This window comes from Acidimicrobiales bacterium, assembly GCA_035546775.1.
In the GTDB taxonomy this organism is placed as follows: domain Bacteria; phylum Actinomycetota; class Acidimicrobiia; order Acidimicrobiales; family JACCXE01; genus JACCXE01.
In genome coordinates this window covers 52,660-67,598 of sequence record DASZWD010000004.1, presented here as the reverse complement: position 1 = coordinate 67,598, position 14,939 = coordinate 52,660, and the positions used below count along the sequence as shown (strand labels likewise).

16 protein-coding genes are annotated in these 14,939 nt (G+C 69.4%); 8 read left to right on the top strand and 8 right to left on the bottom strand.

What is annotated here, in order from left to right; all coding sequences use genetic code 11:
- Positions 1-5: 5 nt before the first annotated feature.
- A complete protein-coding gene (locus VHC63_01355; protein ID HVV35217.1) occupies positions 6-1,169 on the bottom strand; it encodes an acyl-CoA dehydrogenase family protein in 1,164 nt (387 codons plus the stop codon).
- 23 nt (positions 1,170-1,192) lie between these two features.
- Between VHC63_01355 and VHC63_01350 the strand changes: the two genes are divergently transcribed.
- On the top strand, positions 1,193-1,780 hold the full coding sequence (locus VHC63_01350) for a GNAT family N-acetyltransferase (GenBank protein HVV35216.1): 588 nt from the start codon (positions 1,193-1,195) through the stop codon (positions 1,778-1,780).
- A gap of 115 nt (positions 1,781-1,895) precedes the next feature.
- Here the strand turns inward: VHC63_01350 and VHC63_01345 are convergent, their stop codons facing one another.
- Positions 1,896-2,777, bottom strand: coding sequence for a hypothetical protein (locus VHC63_01345; protein HVV35215.1), 882 nt, complete (start codon positions 2,775-2,777; stop codon positions 1,896-1,898).
- Positions 2,778-2,888: 111 nt separating this feature from the next.
- Complete coding sequence (locus VHC63_01340; protein HVV35214.1) at positions 2,889-3,119, bottom strand: WhiB family transcriptional regulator; 231 nt, start codon at positions 3,117-3,119, stop codon at positions 2,889-2,891.
- Positions 3,120-3,305: 186 nt separating this feature from the next.
- Here VHC63_01340 and VHC63_01335 point away from each other — a divergent pair, with 186 nt between their 5' ends.
- The 7 genes from VHC63_01335 to VHC63_01305 are packed head-to-tail and all read left to right on the top strand — an operon-like array spanning position 3,306 to position 11,014.
- The gene (locus VHC63_01335) at positions 3,306-4,601 is read left to right on the top strand and encodes a hypothetical protein (protein ID HVV35213.1); all 1,296 of its coding nucleotides are present in this window, start codon (positions 3,306-3,308) and stop codon (positions 4,599-4,601) included.
- Complete coding sequence (locus VHC63_01330) at positions 4,591-6,108, top strand: glycerol-3-phosphate dehydrogenase/oxidase (GenBank protein ID HVV35212.1); 1,518 nt, start codon at positions 4,591-4,593, stop codon at positions 6,106-6,108. Before VHC63_01335 ends, VHC63_01330 begins: the two co-directional genes overlap by 11 nt.
- Entirely contained in the window at positions 6,105-7,616 is a 1,512-nt protein-coding gene (locus VHC63_01325) for an FAD-binding oxidoreductase (GenBank protein HVV35211.1), read from the top strand. Before VHC63_01330 ends, VHC63_01325 begins: the two co-directional genes overlap by 4 nt.
- A gap of 32 nt (positions 7,617-7,648) precedes the next feature.
- Positions 7,649-7,984 carry a hypothetical protein gene (locus VHC63_01320; GenBank protein ID HVV35210.1) on the top strand — a complete coding sequence of 112 codons (336 nt, stop codon included), beginning with the start codon at positions 7,649-7,651 and terminating at the stop codon, positions 7,982-7,984.
- The gene (locus VHC63_01315) at positions 7,981-9,435 is read left to right on the top strand and encodes an FGGY-family carbohydrate kinase (protein HVV35209.1); all 1,455 of its coding nucleotides are present in this window, start codon (positions 7,981-7,983) and stop codon (positions 9,433-9,435) included. Before VHC63_01320 ends, VHC63_01315 begins: the two co-directional genes overlap by 4 nt.
- Before the next feature lie 47 nt (positions 9,436-9,482).
- Positions 9,483-10,268, top strand: a complete 786-nt coding sequence (locus VHC63_01310) for a hypothetical protein (protein HVV35208.1) — start codon at positions 9,483-9,485, stop codon at positions 10,266-10,268.
- A 17-nt stretch (positions 10,269-10,285) separates the two neighbouring features.
- The gene (locus tag VHC63_01305; protein HVV35207.1) at positions 10,286-11,014 is read left to right on the top strand and encodes a GAF and ANTAR domain-containing protein; all 729 of its coding nucleotides are present in this window, start codon (positions 10,286-10,288) and stop codon (positions 11,012-11,014) included.
- On the opposite strand, the gene VHC63_01300 is transcribed toward VHC63_01305, so the two are convergent.
- The 5 genes from VHC63_01300 to VHC63_01280 all read right to left on the bottom strand — a co-directional run bounded on the left by VHC63_01300 (position 10,992) and on the right by VHC63_01280 (position 14,924).
- A complete protein-coding gene (locus tag VHC63_01300) occupies positions 10,992-11,309 on the bottom strand; it encodes an STAS domain-containing protein (GenBank protein HVV35206.1) in 318 nt (105 codons plus the stop codon). The two genes, VHC63_01305 and VHC63_01300, sit on opposite strands and share 23 nt — an antisense overlap.
- Positions 11,310-11,373: 64 nt before the next feature.
- Complete coding sequence (locus VHC63_01295; protein HVV35205.1) at positions 11,374-12,312, bottom strand: WYL domain-containing protein; 939 nt, start codon at positions 12,310-12,312, stop codon at positions 11,374-11,376.
- The gene (locus tag VHC63_01290; protein HVV35204.1) at positions 12,305-13,219 is read right to left on the bottom strand and encodes a WYL domain-containing transcriptional regulator; all 915 of its coding nucleotides are present in this window, start codon (positions 13,217-13,219) and stop codon (positions 12,305-12,307) included. The genes VHC63_01295 and VHC63_01290 overlap by 8 nt, the downstream gene beginning before the upstream one ends.
- 12 nt (positions 13,220-13,231) lie before the next feature.
- Positions 13,232-14,143, bottom strand: a complete 912-nt coding sequence (gene ligD / locus VHC63_01285; GenBank protein ID HVV35203.1) for a non-homologous end-joining DNA ligase — start codon at positions 14,141-14,143, stop codon at positions 13,232-13,234.
- Entirely contained in the window at positions 14,121-14,924 is an 804-nt protein-coding gene (locus tag VHC63_01280; GenBank protein HVV35202.1) for a Ku protein, read from the bottom strand. Before VHC63_01280 ends, ligD begins: the two co-directional genes overlap by 23 nt.
- Positions 14,925-14,939: the final 15 nt, after the last annotated feature.

The window sequence follows — 14,939 nt, the reverse complement described above, 5'->3', positions numbered from 1 at the left end:
TCAATTCACCACCACAGGTCTTGGTTGAGCACACCCTTGGCAATCAGGCCGAGTTGTACCTGCGACGTGCCCTCGACGATCGTGAGCTGACGGGCGTCGCGGTAGTACAGCTCGGTCATGTGGTCTTTCATGTAACCCGCCGCTCCCAGCATTTGTAGCGCGATTCCGCTGGCCCGAACGGCGAGTTCCGAGGCGTAGTACTTCGCCATTGACAGATAGGGGACGAATTCCCGCGTGTACTCGCCCCGGTCGGCCATCCAGGCCGCCCGGTAGGTAAGCAGGCGGGCGGCCTCGATCTCGGTCGCCAGCTTGGCGATCTCCCACTGGATGCCCTGGAAATCGGCGACGGTCTTGGTGAACGCCTCGCGGTGCTTGGCGTAGTCGACGGCGTACATGAGGGCGCCTTCGGCGAGGCCGATGCCGCGGGCGGCCACGATCGGACGCATGGCGTTGAGGCCCTGCATGCACAGCTGGAAGCCGCCGATCGCGCCGATCATGTTGGTGGCGGGCACCCGCACGTTGTCGAGGATCAGCTCGCCGGTGTCGACGCCGCGCACGCCCATCTTGCGGTCGGTCGAGCCGACCGACACGCCCGGCGTGTTGCGGTCGACGATGAACACCGAGATCGAGTCGTGCTCGCGCGACGTCGCCTCTTTCGTCTTGGCGAACACGACGTACCAGTCCGCCTGCACGACGCCCGACATCCAGCACTTGAGGCCGTTGATGACCCACTCGTCGCCGTCCTGGGTGGCGCGGGTGCGCATGCCCATCACGTCGGAACCGGCCTGCGGTTCGGACAGGCCGAAGCCACAGCGCGTCTCGCCCGCCGCGATGCCCGGCAGGTACTTCTGCTTCTGCTCTTCACTGCCGGCGATCATGATCGGGCCGGTTGGGAGACGGGTCAGCAGCAGCATCAAGGCGGCGGTGTTCGAGTACTTCGCCACCTCTTCCATGGCGATGGTGAGCCCGAGGATGCCCGCCCCGCTGCCGCCGTACGCCTCGGGGATGCAAAGCCCGAGCAGGCCGGCGTCGCGGAACACCTCGAAGAGATCTTCGGGGTACTCGCCGGTGTCGTCGATCTCCCGGGCGCGGGGCTTGACCTTGTCCTGCGCCAGGCGGCGAACCGTCTGTTGCAGCTCCTGCATCTCCTCGGACAGCGCAAAATCCATCCGTCGACGCTAGACAACCGGGCGTGATTCGCGCCTATCGGGACAGCGACCTCGAACGGCTCTACGAGATCTGCGTGCGCACCGGCGACGCCGGTCAGGACGCCTGGGATCTCGTGTCCGACAAGCAGCTCTACGGCCACATCTGGGCGGCGCAGTACGGCCTGCTCGAGCCCGAGCACGCCTTCGTGGTGACCGACGCCGACGACGTGGCCGGCGGCTACGTGCTCGCCGCGCTCGACACCCACGCCTTCGAGCAGCGCTGCGACGAGTCGTACTGGCCGGCGCTCCAGGCGCAGTACCCGCAGGGGTCAGGCGAGGGCTTGGACGCGCTGCTCATCGGGATGATCCACTCGCCGACCCACATGCCGCGGGCGATCACCGAGGAGTACCCGTCGCACCTCCACATCGACCTGCTGCCGCCGTTCCAGGGCGGCGGCTGGGGCAAGCGCATGATGGAAACGGCGATGGACTCCCTGCGCGCCGACGGCTCCGTCGGCCTGCACCTCGGCGTGAGCGCCAAGAACACCCGAGCCTTGGGCTTCTACGAGCACCTGGGGTTCCACGAACTCCACGTCTCGCCCATGCTCCACCTGCTCGGCATCCGCCTCTAACCACCCAACCCGGCCGCGCCGATGCCGCCGCCGCGGCCGCCGCCACCCAGGTTTCACGTGCATTTGGGGACGTGGCACCGGCGCATTCCGTCCCTCCAACGTCCCTAACTGCACGTCAAAGCGGGCGACGGGCGGCTTGCTCCAGGAGCCGGAGCACCCGACGACCGGTCGGAATCGGGTTGTCGTGGACCTCGGTCCAGGAGAATCGCCCGCACAGCCACCCCGTCAGCGCGACGACTCGGGTCTGCCGGTTCGCGTCGTAGACCGGCTGGAAACGGTGACCCTCGCCGTCGAGTTCGAGAAACAAGCCGAGCTCGGGCCAACACAGGTCGAGTCGCGCTTCGAGCTCCCCGTGCTCGTTGAACAATTCGAGCTGTCGTGTTGGTGTCGGCACCCCGATGCTGCGCAACAACTGCACCATCAGCGTCTCCAGCAACGACTCGGTCGGCGCGGCACCGGGCGGCCGAACCGCGAGGACTCGGCGCATCAGCGCGACGCCAGCAGTGCGCGCCCGGCTCAGATCAGGCAGCGCCGCCTCGAGTTCGGCAAGGCAAACGTGCCGGCGAAACAGCGCGGATTCGAGCGCCTGCTCCCACTGCACATCGTCCAGGTCAGCGGCGAGATCGACGAGCATCTGCAGACCGTCGACGACTGGGATCCCGCGGACCGAAATGACACGTTCGGCCGGGTACGCCAGTCGCTTGGCGCCCGGACGACGCCCGGACGCCGTCGGGAGCACCAGAAACGACGGACCGACGACGGCCGGACAGTCGACGCGCCGCAGAGTGGCGGCGACGCGACCGGTGTTGACGCCGTTCGCCGCGGCGGCGATTGCCAGCGCCCGCTCCAACGGCGACGGATCCGCCCCGTCGACGTAGGCGCCACGAGCGACGCGGGAAATCGTCCCGGCACTCGCCCGCCACCTGAGCGCGCTCATGGTGTGCGGGGCGCGCCCGTCCCGCGAGGTGAAGTGGTCGTTGGCCACGTCCTCCCCCATCTTTCGTGTGCGTTTGGGGACGTTGTGACGGCGCGATTCGCGCGATCACGTCCCTAACTGCACGTGAATGTGGAAGGGGGAAGCGGAGGCGGGCGGCGGGCCCGCGAGGGACTAGGCGGTCTTGCGGCGCTGGCGCACGATGCGGCGGCGCTCGCGCTCGGTGCAACCGCCCCAGACGCCCTCGCGCTCACGGGCAGCGAGGGCGAACTCCAGGCACGCTTCGCGCACAGGGCACACGTTGCAGATGGCCTTGGCCGCCTCTGCGTCCTCTTCCGTTACCGGGAAGAAGACCTCAGGGTCGATGCCTCGGCAAGCTGCTCGGTTCCGCCAGGTGGCGTTCATCGTGTGGAGTCACATCCTTGGGGGGGTGGGAAGGACCATTCAGTGTCGCCCGTGTCATGCCCACGAGGCCAGGCATTATTCCTGAACATCGGCAGGGCGGGACAAATTCCCAGCACGACTTTCTCTTAATTTTGTGAAGTTTCGTGTCTTTTCGGACACAACCGGAGAAACTCTAGGATCCCCGCCGTGCAATCGGGCCGCCACCTGCTCACGATCGGCCTTTCGGTTGCCGTCATGGTCCCAGGCGTCGTTTTGCGCCTGTCCGGCACCCATGTGGCCGATCCGCTGGCCGCCGTGCTGTTCGGCCTCGCCATCGTCGGAGCGGCCTTCATCCTCAGCTGGGCGGCCGAGGCGGCGCAGCTCGATATTTCCGCCGGTCTGGCGATCGCCGCCATCGCGTTCATCGCCGTGCTCCCCGAATACGCCATCGACCTCGTGTTCGCCATCAAGGGCGGCCACAGCTACGCCGGGGCGGCGTTCAAGGCCTGTCCGTCCCACGACGTCGGCAAGGAGTCGCCCTGCGCCCTCGCCCTGGCCAACATGACGGGCGCCAACCGCCTCCTCATCGGCGTCGGGTGGGCGCTCGTGGTGTTCCTGGCGTGGCGTCAGTACGCCAAGCGGGGCGAGCGTGAGCGCGGCCGGGAAATGCAGCTCGACCGCTCGCACGCCGTCGAGCTCGCCTACCTCGCCGTGGCCACCGCGTACTCGCTGTTCATCGCCCTGCGCCGCTCGATCACCATCTTCGACGCCGCCGTGCTGGTCGGGTTGTTCGTCGCCTACACGATCCGCATCTCCAAAGCGCCGCCCGAGGAGCCCGACCTCGTCGGCCCCGCCGCCTGGATCGGGTCGTTCACGACGGCGCGACGCCGCGCCACGGTGGTCGGGTGCTTCATCGCGGCGGCCGGCGTCATCCTGCTGTGCGCCGAGCATTTCGCCGAAGCGCTCGTGGGGACGGGGGCCCGCCTGGGCGTGAGCGAGTTCCTCCTCGTGCAGTGGCTCGCTCCCCTGGCCTCGGAGGCGCCCGAGCTCCTCGTCGCCGGACTGTTCGCCTGGCGGCTCAACACCAACGGCGGCCTGGGGACGCTGGTGTCGTCGAAGGTCAACCAGTGGACGCTGCTGGTCGGCACGCTCCCGCTCGCCTTCGCCGCCGCCTCCGGGTCCTGGCACGGCCTGCCGATCGACGCCCTGCAGCGCGAGGAGCTGTTTCTGACCGCTGCGCAGTCCGCATTCGCCGTCGCCGTCTTGAGCAACCTGTCGATGTCGACGCGCGAGGCGTGGCAGCTGTTCGGGCTGTTCGCGGCGCAGTTCGTCGTCAACGCCGTGGGGCCCGAGTCGATACATGGCCGCATGCGGGTCGGAACCGCGATCATTTACCTCTTGCTTGCCGCCCGAGAGTTCTACGTCCAACGCGACGCCTTCATCCCGCTGATGCGTGACGGCTTCCGCACGAGTTACGAGGAGCTGGCACGCGATGAGGTTTGATCGGGCCGAGAACCTGGCGCGTCTCGGCACCGACTCCTTCGACATGCTCGTCGTGGGCGCCGGCATCACCGGCGCCGGCGTCGCCCTCGACGCCGCCACCCGCGGCCTGTCCGTCGCCCTGGTGGACAAGGGCGACTTCGCGTCGGGCACGTCGTCGAAGTCCTCGAAGCTGGTGCACGGCGGCCTGCGGTACTTGAACCAGCGCGAGTTCCGCCTCGTGTACGAGAACCTGCACGAGCGCCAGCGGCTGCTCAACAACGCGCCGCACCTCGTCTCCCCGCTCCCCTTCCTCATCCCGATTCTCGGCAAGGACAGCGCCGGCAACGCCGCGCTGTCGAAGATCTACTCAGGCGTCCTGCGGACCTACGACCTCACCGGCGGCATCCGCATCGGTCATCGCTACAAGAAGCTCACCAAGGACGAGGCCTTCGCCCACCTGCCGACGCTGCGCCCCGACCGCCTCGCCTCGGCGTTCCTGTACTGGGACGCCCGCGCCGACGACGCCCGCCTCACGCTCACCATCGCCCGCACCGCGGCGCAGCAGGGCGCGGTGGTGGCGAACTACGCGCCCGTCGCGTCGCTGCTCAAGGACAGCGGCCGCATCCGCGGCGCCGTGCTCGAGGACGGCACGACCATCCGCGCTAGCTGCGTCGTCAACGCCACGGGCGTGTGGGCCGATCACCTGCAACGCCTCGACGGCTCCGCCGAACCCGTCCACATCCGCCCGGCCAAGGGCGTGCACGTGACGGTGAGCAAGGACAAGGTGCCCGCCGACATCGCGGTGGTGCTCAACGTGCCCGGCGACCGCCGCTCGATCTTCGTGGTGCCGTGGGGCGACAAGGTGTACCTCGGCACCACCGACACCGACTACGACGGCCCGATCGAGAACCCCACCTGCACCGCCGAAGACGTCGAGTACATCTTGCGGGCCGTGAATGCCGCCACCACCGCAACGGTGACCAACGACGACGTCATCGGCACGTGGGCCGGCCTGCGCCCCCTGATCGCCGATGCCAAGTCGACGCGCACCGCCGACCTGTCGCGCCGGCACAGCGTCACCACGTCGCCCGCCGGCATGGTGACGGTGACGGGCGGCAAGCTCACCACGTATAGGCAGATGGCGGAGGACACCGTGGATGTCGTGACCAAACACCTCGGCGTGAAGACGCGTTGCAAGACGAAGCGCTTCAAGCTGCTCGACGACCGCGCCGAGGTCGACGCGCTGGCCCGCACCGACGACCTGGCCGCGCCCCTCGTCGCCGGCCTCGAGTACCGGCGCGCCGACGCGGTGTTCGCCGCCCGCCACGAAATGGTGGTGTCGTTGACCGACGTGCTGGCCCGGCGCACCCGCGCCCTCCTGCTCGACCGCGACGCCGCGGTCGCCGCCGCGCCCGACGTGGCCGCGCTGATCGCCCCCGACCTCGGCTGGTCACCCGACGACGTGCGCGCGCAGGTCGACGAGTTCCGCCGCATCGCCGCCGCCGAAGACCAGGCACAGCACGCATGAGTGCGACCAACCGCGGCGCGCCGACGCCCCCGATCGCCTTCGCCGGCTCCGACGTCACCGCCCGCTTCGCGTCGGCCGCCGTCACGATCCCCGGCGACGTCGTCACGCGCCTGCGCGACGCGTGCGCCACCGTCGACGACGCCAACGCCATCGCCGAAGCCGGCCGCGACTGGTGGCCCGTCGCCATGCACTGGGCGCTGCACGGCGAGACGCCGGCGCGCGCCGGGGTGCTGGCGCGCCCGACGTCGACCGACGAAGTGGCGGCGGTGTTGCGCATCTGCAACGACGCCCACGTCCCGGTGACGCCCGTCGCCGGGCGCAGCGGCGTGTGCGGCGCGTCGATCCCGGTCTTCGGCGGCGTGGGTCTCGACCTCACCGCCATGACGGGCATCGTCGACGTCGACGACGCGTCGCTGCTCGTCACCGCCCGCGCCGGCACCTTCGGCGACGTGTTCGAAGACGAATTGCGCGCCGCCCACAACCTGACGTGTGGGCACTGGCCGCAGTCGATCAACCTGTCGACCGTCGGCGGCTGGGCCGCGTGCCGCGGCGCCGGCCAGTACTCGACGCGCTACGGCAAGATCGAAGACATCGTGCGGGGCCTCGAGGTCGTGCTCGCCAACGGGACGGTCGTGCACACCGGCGGGCGCGGCCCGCGCCAAGCCGTCGGCCCCGACCTCAACCAGTTGTTCGTCGGCTCCGAAGGCACCCTCGGCGTCATCACCGAAGTGCAGATGCGGGTCCACCCCGTCCCCACCGGCGAGGCCAAGGCGGCCTTCGGGTTCGAGTCGTTCGCCGCCGGCCTCGAAGCGTGCCGCCTCATCCTGCGGGCCGACGCCAACCCGGCCGTGCTGCGCCTCTACGACGCCCGCGAGAGCCGCCGGCACTTCGCCACCCCGCGGGGTCAGTGCGTGCTGCTCGTGCTCGACGAAGCCGCGCCCCCGCTCGTGGCCGCCAACCTGGCCGTCGCCGAAGACGCCTGCGCCAGGGAAGGCGCCGAGTTGCTCGACGCCCATCTCGTCGACCACTGGCTCGAGCGGCGCAACGACGTCGCCGGGTTGGAGGCAGCCGTGCGCAACGGCCTCGTCGTCGACACCACCGAGATCTCGGGCCGCTGGCGCGACCTACCGGCCATCTACGACGCGGTCGTCGCCGCCATGGACGCCCTGCCCGGCACCGTGGCCGTGACGTCACACCAGAGCCATGCCTACACCGACGGCGCCTGCCTGTACTTCACGTGGGCCGGCCAGCCGAGTCAGGAGACGGGCGGCGTCGAGGGCTACTACAACGCGGCGTGGGACCTGATCACCAACACCGTGCTGGCCCACGGCGGTGCGCTGTCACACCACCACGGCGTCGGGCTCAACCGCTCGCGCTTCCTGGTCGACGCCCTCGGCCATCCCGGCTACGACGTGCTGTGCGGCATCAAGGCGGCGCTGGACCCCAACGGCATCCTCAACCCCGGCAAGTTCTTCCCGTCGACGTGGGGACCGGTCCCCTGGCACTAGACGCCGTTGCCGTTCGCCGCGGGGCGCTGGGCGTGCTGATGTTCGTCGCGCCCGCGTATGCGATCGCGCTCGCGCTGCGCAACACCGACTCGTCGTTCTGGTTGGTGTTCGTCGCCGCGCTCTTCTTCGGCTCGAGCTTCGGCGGGTACGCCGCGGCGCGCGACAGGCCGCCGAACCCGTTCTGGCACGCGGCGATCGCGGCGGGCAGCGGGCTCGGCGTCGTGCTCGTCGGAGCGTTGCTGTTCCAAGCCGTGCAGGGCGACCTGTCGTTGGCCGCGGTACTCACCGCGCTGGTCATCCTGCAGATCGGTATCGGGTTCGGCTGCCTCGGCGGCCTCCTCGCCGAGAAGGGGTTCCGTCCGAAATGAAGCGTGTGCTCGTCGTCGACGTCGGGACGTCGTCGGTGCGGTCGTCGGTGGTCGACGAGAACGGCAAGGTCGCGGGCTTGCACCAGGTGCCGACGCTGCCGGCGTCACCGGAACCCGGCCAGGTCGAGTTCGACCCGCACGCCGTGGCCGACGCGGCGCGTCACACCGCGCTCGAGGCGCTGCGCGACGCGGGCGCCAGCGGCGTGGACGCCGTCGGCATCACCAACCAGCGGGCATCGACGGTGGTGTGGGATCGGATGACGGGCAAGCCGGTCGGGCCCGGCATCGGCTGGCAGGATCTGCGCACCGTGGTCGACTGCCTCGTGCTGCAGGGCCAAGGCATTCGGGTGGCGCCCAACGTGTCGGCGACCAAGGTCGGCTGGTTGCTCAACCAGTTCGACGCCGAGCGCGATCGCGACTTGTGCTTCGGCACGGTCGACTCGTGGATCGCGTGGTCGCTGTCGGGCGGCGACACCCACGTAATCGACGCCACCAACGCCGGCGTCACCGGTATGGTCGACACCAGCGTCACGCGCTGGGACGACGCCGTGCTCTCCGCCATCGGCATCCAGCACACGTTGCTGCCCACGATCGTCGACACCGCCGGCGTGTGCGGCACCGCCACCTTCCTCCCCGGCCACCCGCCCATCGCCGCCCTCGTGGGCGATCAGCAGGCGTCGCTGGTCGGTCAGGGCTGCGTGCAGCCCGGCGTCGCCAAGATCACCTTCGGCACCGGCGGGATGCTCGACGTGGTCACCGGCTTCGATCGCCCGACCAAGGCGACGCGTTCGGCCGCCGGCTGCTTCCCCATCGTCGCCTGGCGCCACGCCGGCGAGACGGTGTGGGGCCTCGAAGGCGTGATGCTGTCGGCGGGCACGTGCGTCGAGTGGTTGCGCGACGACCTCGGCGTCATCGCGACCGCGGAGGAGTCCGACGCCGTCGCCGCGTCCGTCGCCGACACCGGCGACGTGTGGTTCGTGCCCGCCCTGCTCGGCTTGGGCACGCCGGAGTGGGACTTCGGCGCTCGCGGCGGCCTGTTCGGCCTCACCCGCGGCTCGACCCGCGCCCACGTCGTGCGCGCCGTGCTCGAAGGCATCGCCCACCGCGGCGCCGACCTGGTCGAGGCCGCCGAAGCCGACTTCGGCCAACCGCTGCGCGCCATCCACGTCGACGGCGGCATGTCGGGCAACGCCACCTTCGTGCAAGCCCTCGCCGACGCCTGCGGCCGCCCGATCGAGGTGTCGCCCGAACGCGAAGCGACGACGCTCGGCGCCGCCTATCTGGCGCTCGTCGCCATCGGCGCCATCGCCTCCATCGCCGATCTCGCGGCGCGCTGGCAGCCGTCGCACGTCGTCACACCGTCGGGCCGCCCGTCGCAACGCGACCGGTGGAAGCAAGCCGTGGCCCGCGCGGCCAAGACGATCCCCGAGCTCTCCGGAGTCGAGTTCTGAGGCGCATCCGCAAGGCGACCTTTCGCGATGCCCAGGCGATCGACCGCATGGTCGCCGCCATGCCGCCGCTGCTGCGCGACCTGCACGATTGGGTCAACGGCGCCGACGCCCACGTCGTGCTGGTCGACGGCGACGAGGTGCTGGCGTTCGCGGCGCGCATGCGCCACCGCGCGCACCCCCAACGCGACTTGGCGGCGGTGTATCCAGCCGGCAGCGACGACGCGAGCGCGCTCTACAACGCCGTGCGCGGCCGCCGGAACCCGCTGAAGGTGCGCATCCCGGCTGACGACACCGCCGGCATCGCGGCGGCCATCGCCACCGGCTTCAAGGAACGCATCCGGTCGGCCACCTACAAGGTCGCGGCTTACAAGTTCACCGGCGACACCGGCCTGGCCGTCGAAGCGATCGAGGGCGACGCCACCCGCGAGTTCCTCGACGCGCTCGCCGTGCTGTACATGGACTCGCACCGGTGGGACCCGCCGGCGGTGCTGCGGCGCAAGTACGTGCGTGACGCGATGGCGGCGGGGGCGCAGCACATGGCGCTGGTGCGCGACGCGGCGGGCGAGGTGATCGGTGTCGGCGTGGCGCATGCATCCGACGACCCCAACGTTGCCGCCGATATCGCGCTCGTGGGTCCGCTCGACCAGTCCCATCGCGACGCGGATGCCATCACCCGCGCCTTGCTGTCACACCTGGCGACGTTCTACGCGTTCGGCGACGCACCGCTGTGGTTCGAGATCGACACCGGCGAGGGCACCAACGAGGCGCTGGCCCGAGTGGTCACGCCCCACGCGTCGCCCGAAGAAGAGGTCGTGATCCTTACCAGCGACTGATTGGGTACAGGATCCGTGTGACTGACGAGCCTTCTCGCGAAGCGCGCATCGCGCGCGTCTTCGTCGAACTGACCGACACCCTCGTCGAGGACTTCGACGTCATCGACCTGCTGACCATCGTGACCACGAGTTGCGTCGACGTGCTGGGAGCCGATGCGGCGGGCCTCCTGCTCGCCACCGGCAACGGCGAACTCAAGCTGGTGGCGTCGTCGTCGGACGAGGTACAGCTCGTCGAGCTGATCGCCCTCCAGGCGCAGGAGGGCGCGTGCTACGAGGCGTTCCACAGCGGCACGTCGGTCGGCGCCGCCGACCTCCAGGACGAACTGCGGCGCTGGCCGCTGTTCGCCGCGGCCGCGCTGGCGATGAACTTCCGCTCCGTGCACTCGCTGCCGCTGCGGACCCGCGGCGGGCTCATCGGCGTGCTCGGCATGTTCGACTGCGAGGTCGACGGCTTCTCGCCCGACGATCTCGTCGTGGCGCAGTCCTTCGCCGACGTCGCGACGCTCACGGTGTTGCAACACCGCGCGGTGGTCGAGCAACAGGCCGTCACCAACCAGCTCGCCGACGCGTTGAACAGCCGCGTCGTGATCGAACAGGCCAAGGGCGTGATCGCCGGCCAGACGGGCTGGCCGATGGAAAAGGCGTTCGACGCCCTGCGCCGTTACGCCCGCGGCAATCGCCACAAGCTCGTCGACGTCGCCGCCTCCATCATCGACGGGCGGATCAAGGTCGAGGATCTGGACTGAGGCGCTCGAGCTCGCCCGCCTCTTTGAGCAGGCGACTCACCACCCGTGACGGCTGGACGACCACGAGCTTCTTGCCCGCGGCGGTCGCCGCCGCGTGCGCTTCGAGCAGGCACGCCAGTCCGGCGGACTCGATGAAGGTGACCTCCGCCATGTCGACGTAGATCTCTCCGTCGCCGATCTCGGCCACCGTCGACAGTGCGGAGCGCAGCGGTGCGGCCGTGGCCGCGTCGATGTCGCCGCTCACGGCCAGCGTCGTGCGGCCATACGCCGACGTCATGCCGATCCCGAATTCCATGAATGCCCCATTCCGCGCGTGATCCAATACGCGGAGACGGGGTCTCGGGCTCCGATTGGGCAGTTTAGGCCGAGTAGCGCGCCAGCACGCGCCTGGCCGCCTTGGCCAGCGCGTCCTTCTTGGCCGCGGGGCGGTTGACCACGACGTCGGGGCCGAGGCGCAGCAGCAACCGGTCGAGGAACGCGTCGCCCGACACCGTCAGCGTGATGCGCAGCTTTCCGCTCTTCAACTCGTCGACGGACTCGACCGGATAGTTCTCCGTCACCCAGCGCCCATGCGGGCCGACGGTGATGGTGACGGTTTCGGTGTCAGCCCCGGGTGCGGGTTGCACGTGGCCCTTCTGCTGGGACTTCTTGGGGCGCGCCGGCGCCTTGCCGGTGGGGTGCAGCGCCTCGATGCGGTCGACGCGGAACGTCAGCACCTTGTCGGCTTGATGGCAGAACGCTTCGAGGTACCAGTGGCCGGCGTCGTTGAACACCGAGATCGGGTCGACGGTGCGCGTCGAGATGGTGTCCTTGGCCGCGGAGTAGTGCGTGATCTCGATCTGCTCGACGTTGTCGACAGCGCGCTGCACCTCGTCGAGCAGCAACGGGGCGTCGAGTTCGACGGCGACGCCGCCGTCGGCGCCGCCGAGCGACGCCGACAGCTTGTCGAGCGCCCGCGCCAAGGGACCAGACGTCTCGTTGCCCGGCACCGCCAGCAGCGTGCGGCCGGCGGTGAGCAACGACAGCGCGTCGTTGGCCGTCAGCTGGCGGGGGCGGTGGAAGTACTCGGGGATGCGCGCCTCGACGACGTCGTCGACGATCAGCACGTCGATGAGTTGATCGGGCGAGTACGGCGGCAGGCCGCACATCGACACCAGCATCAGGTCGCGCTCGACGTCGTCTTCGCTCATCGAGAACTGCTCGGCGATCTCGCTCAGCTTGGCGTTCTGGCGCGCCGCCAGCCACGTGACCATCGCCAGCAGCCGCCGGAAGCGCAGGCCGGGGTCGCGCTCAGCCACGGGCCAACTCCTCCAGGTGCGCCACGAAGTCGGCGACGACTTCGGGCGGCGAGACGACCACCGCGTGGTCGAGGTAGCCGTAGAGCCACGAGCGAAACCCGTCGCGCGACGTGATGTGCAGGCGCACGCGGATCGAGCCGTCGTCGCGTCGCTCGACGACGAAGTCTTCGCCGAGGTCGTTGATGGCGCCGCGCGCCCAACCGGCGTCGACGTCGACGAGGACCTCTTCGAGGTCGTCCTGGGGATACATGTTGAACTGGCGACCGGGTAGCGCACCGGCGAGGTCGAACCCGCTCGGCGTCGGCGTGGCGGTGCCGTCGTCGCCCACGACCACCGCGCCGTCGATGCGATCGACGCGGAAGAGCCGTTCGTGCTGGCGCCCGGCGTCCCACCCCGAGACGTACCAGCGGCCGTTGCGAAAAGCGACACCCCACACGTGCACTTCGCGGCGCTCACCGCGGTAGTCGAAGAAGGCGGGGGCGCGGCGGCGCCACGCGTCGAACAAGTCGATCAAGCCGTCGTCGGTGGGAAGCGCGGCGAGCGACGGCCCGCTGCTCGCACCTTCTCCCAGCTTCCACAGGGCGTCGCGGCCGCTGTCGTTGTCGATGTTGACGGCGGCCACTGCAAGGTTGAGCGCGACGCGCTCGTCGTCGGTGAGGTCGAGCGCCGGCAGGTAGTAGGCGTCGGGGTCGATGCGGTAGGCGCTCCCGCCGTCGGACTGCGGCACGACTTCGAGGGGCACACCTTCGGCCCGCAGCGTCTTCTTGTCGCGCTCGAACGCGGCGCGGCGCGACTCGCCGCGTTCGGGGTAGCCGCCGACCTCGTCGGCGATCTCGTCGAGGGTGAGCGGGCGGCGAGTCGTCAGCAGCAACGCGACGATGTTGGTGAGCCGCTCGACCTTGTCCATGCGGCTCGCAAACTACATGCCTGGAAGTCGTTGTTCGACGGTCAATATCTCGGCCCACAGGTCGCCGTGCTGCTCGACGCGGGCGAGCACGTCGGCGGCGGTGAAGCACAGATCGTCCGCGAAGTCGGCGGCGACCACTTCGTCCCAGGTGACGGGCGTCGACACCGTCGGCTGGGGCCGGGCGCGCAATGAGTACACGCCGATGGTCGTCTTGAACGACGCGTTCTGGAGCCAGTCGATGAGGACCTTGTCCTTGCGCTTGTCCTTCTCTTGGGTCGTCACGATCAGGTCGGGGTGCCACTTCTCGAGGAGTTGCGCGATGGCGAGCGAGAACGCCCGCGTGTCTTCGAAGTCACACGGCGTGTGCAGCGGCACGTACACCTGAAGACCCTTGCTGCCGCTCGTCTTCGGCCACGCCCGCAAGCCCAGATCGCCGAGGGCGTCGCGCAACCACAGGCCGACCTGGCAGCACTCGACGATGTCGGTGCCCTCGCCCGGGTCGAGGTCAAACACAACGTGGTCGGGTTGGCGGATGTGGTCGGCGCGGGCCAGACCGGGGTGAATCTCGATGGCTGCCAGGTTGGCGGCCCACACCAGCGCCGCGGGTTCTTCGATGCGCGGGTAGTTGATGACCGACGAGCCGTCGCGCTCGCCGCCGGCGAGCGTCATGGTGGGCACCCACTCGGGCGTGTGGCTCGGCGCGTTCTTCTCGAAGAAGTACTTGCCGTCGACGCCGTCGGGATAGCGCTTGAACGTGATCGGCCGGCCCGCGAGGTGCGGCACCATCACCGGCGCGATGCGGGCGTAGTAGTCGATCACCTCCGCCTTGGTGAAGTGCGCCTCGGGGTAGAGGACCTTGTCGAGGTTGGAGAGCGTGAGTCGCCGGCCGGCGACGTCGACCTCAACCTTCGCTGGCGGCGGCACGCTTGTCTCGGGCGGCCTGCACGCTCGCTTCGAGCGCGGCCATGAGGTCCTCGACCTTCGTCGGCGGTTCGACGTCCGCGTGCACGACGATCTCCTCGCCCTCGTCCTTCTGGCGGATGAGTTCCATCACCTTCTCGCGGTAGGTGTCCTCGTACCGGTCGGGGTCGAACTTCTCCGTCAGCGATTCGATGAGCGCTTCGGCCATCTTGAGCTCGCGCTCGGACAGCTCGGTTTCGATGCCGGGCACGTCGAGGGTTTCGATCGGCACGACCTCGTCGCCGTAGAGCAACGTCGAGATGACCAGCGCGCCCTGCGAGGCCCGAACCGCCGCCAGGTACTCCTTGGTGCGCATCACGAACTTGGCGATGCCGACCTTGCCGGTGCTCTCGAGGCTGCGGGCGAGCAGCGCGTAGGCCTTCTCGGCCCGCGTGTCGGGCACGAGGTAGTACGGATGGTCGAAGTAGACGGGGTCGATCTGGTCGAGGTCGACGAACTCGAGGATGTCGATGGTGTGGGTAGCGACGGGGTCAAGGCCGTCGAGCTCTTCGGGCTCGATGACGACGTACTGGCCGGGACGCACCTCGTAGCCCTTGACGATCTCGTCGAAGGGAATCTCGACGCCTTCCTCGGCGCAGAACCGCTTCTGCTGGATGCGGCTGTGGTCCTTGGCGTGCAGCTGGTTGAAGCGGACGTCCTTGGGCGACACGGCCGTCATCATCTTCACGGGCACGTTGACCAAGCCGAAGCTGATCGCGCCGCTCCAAAGTGAACGCGGAGGCATGCCCGTATTCTTGCC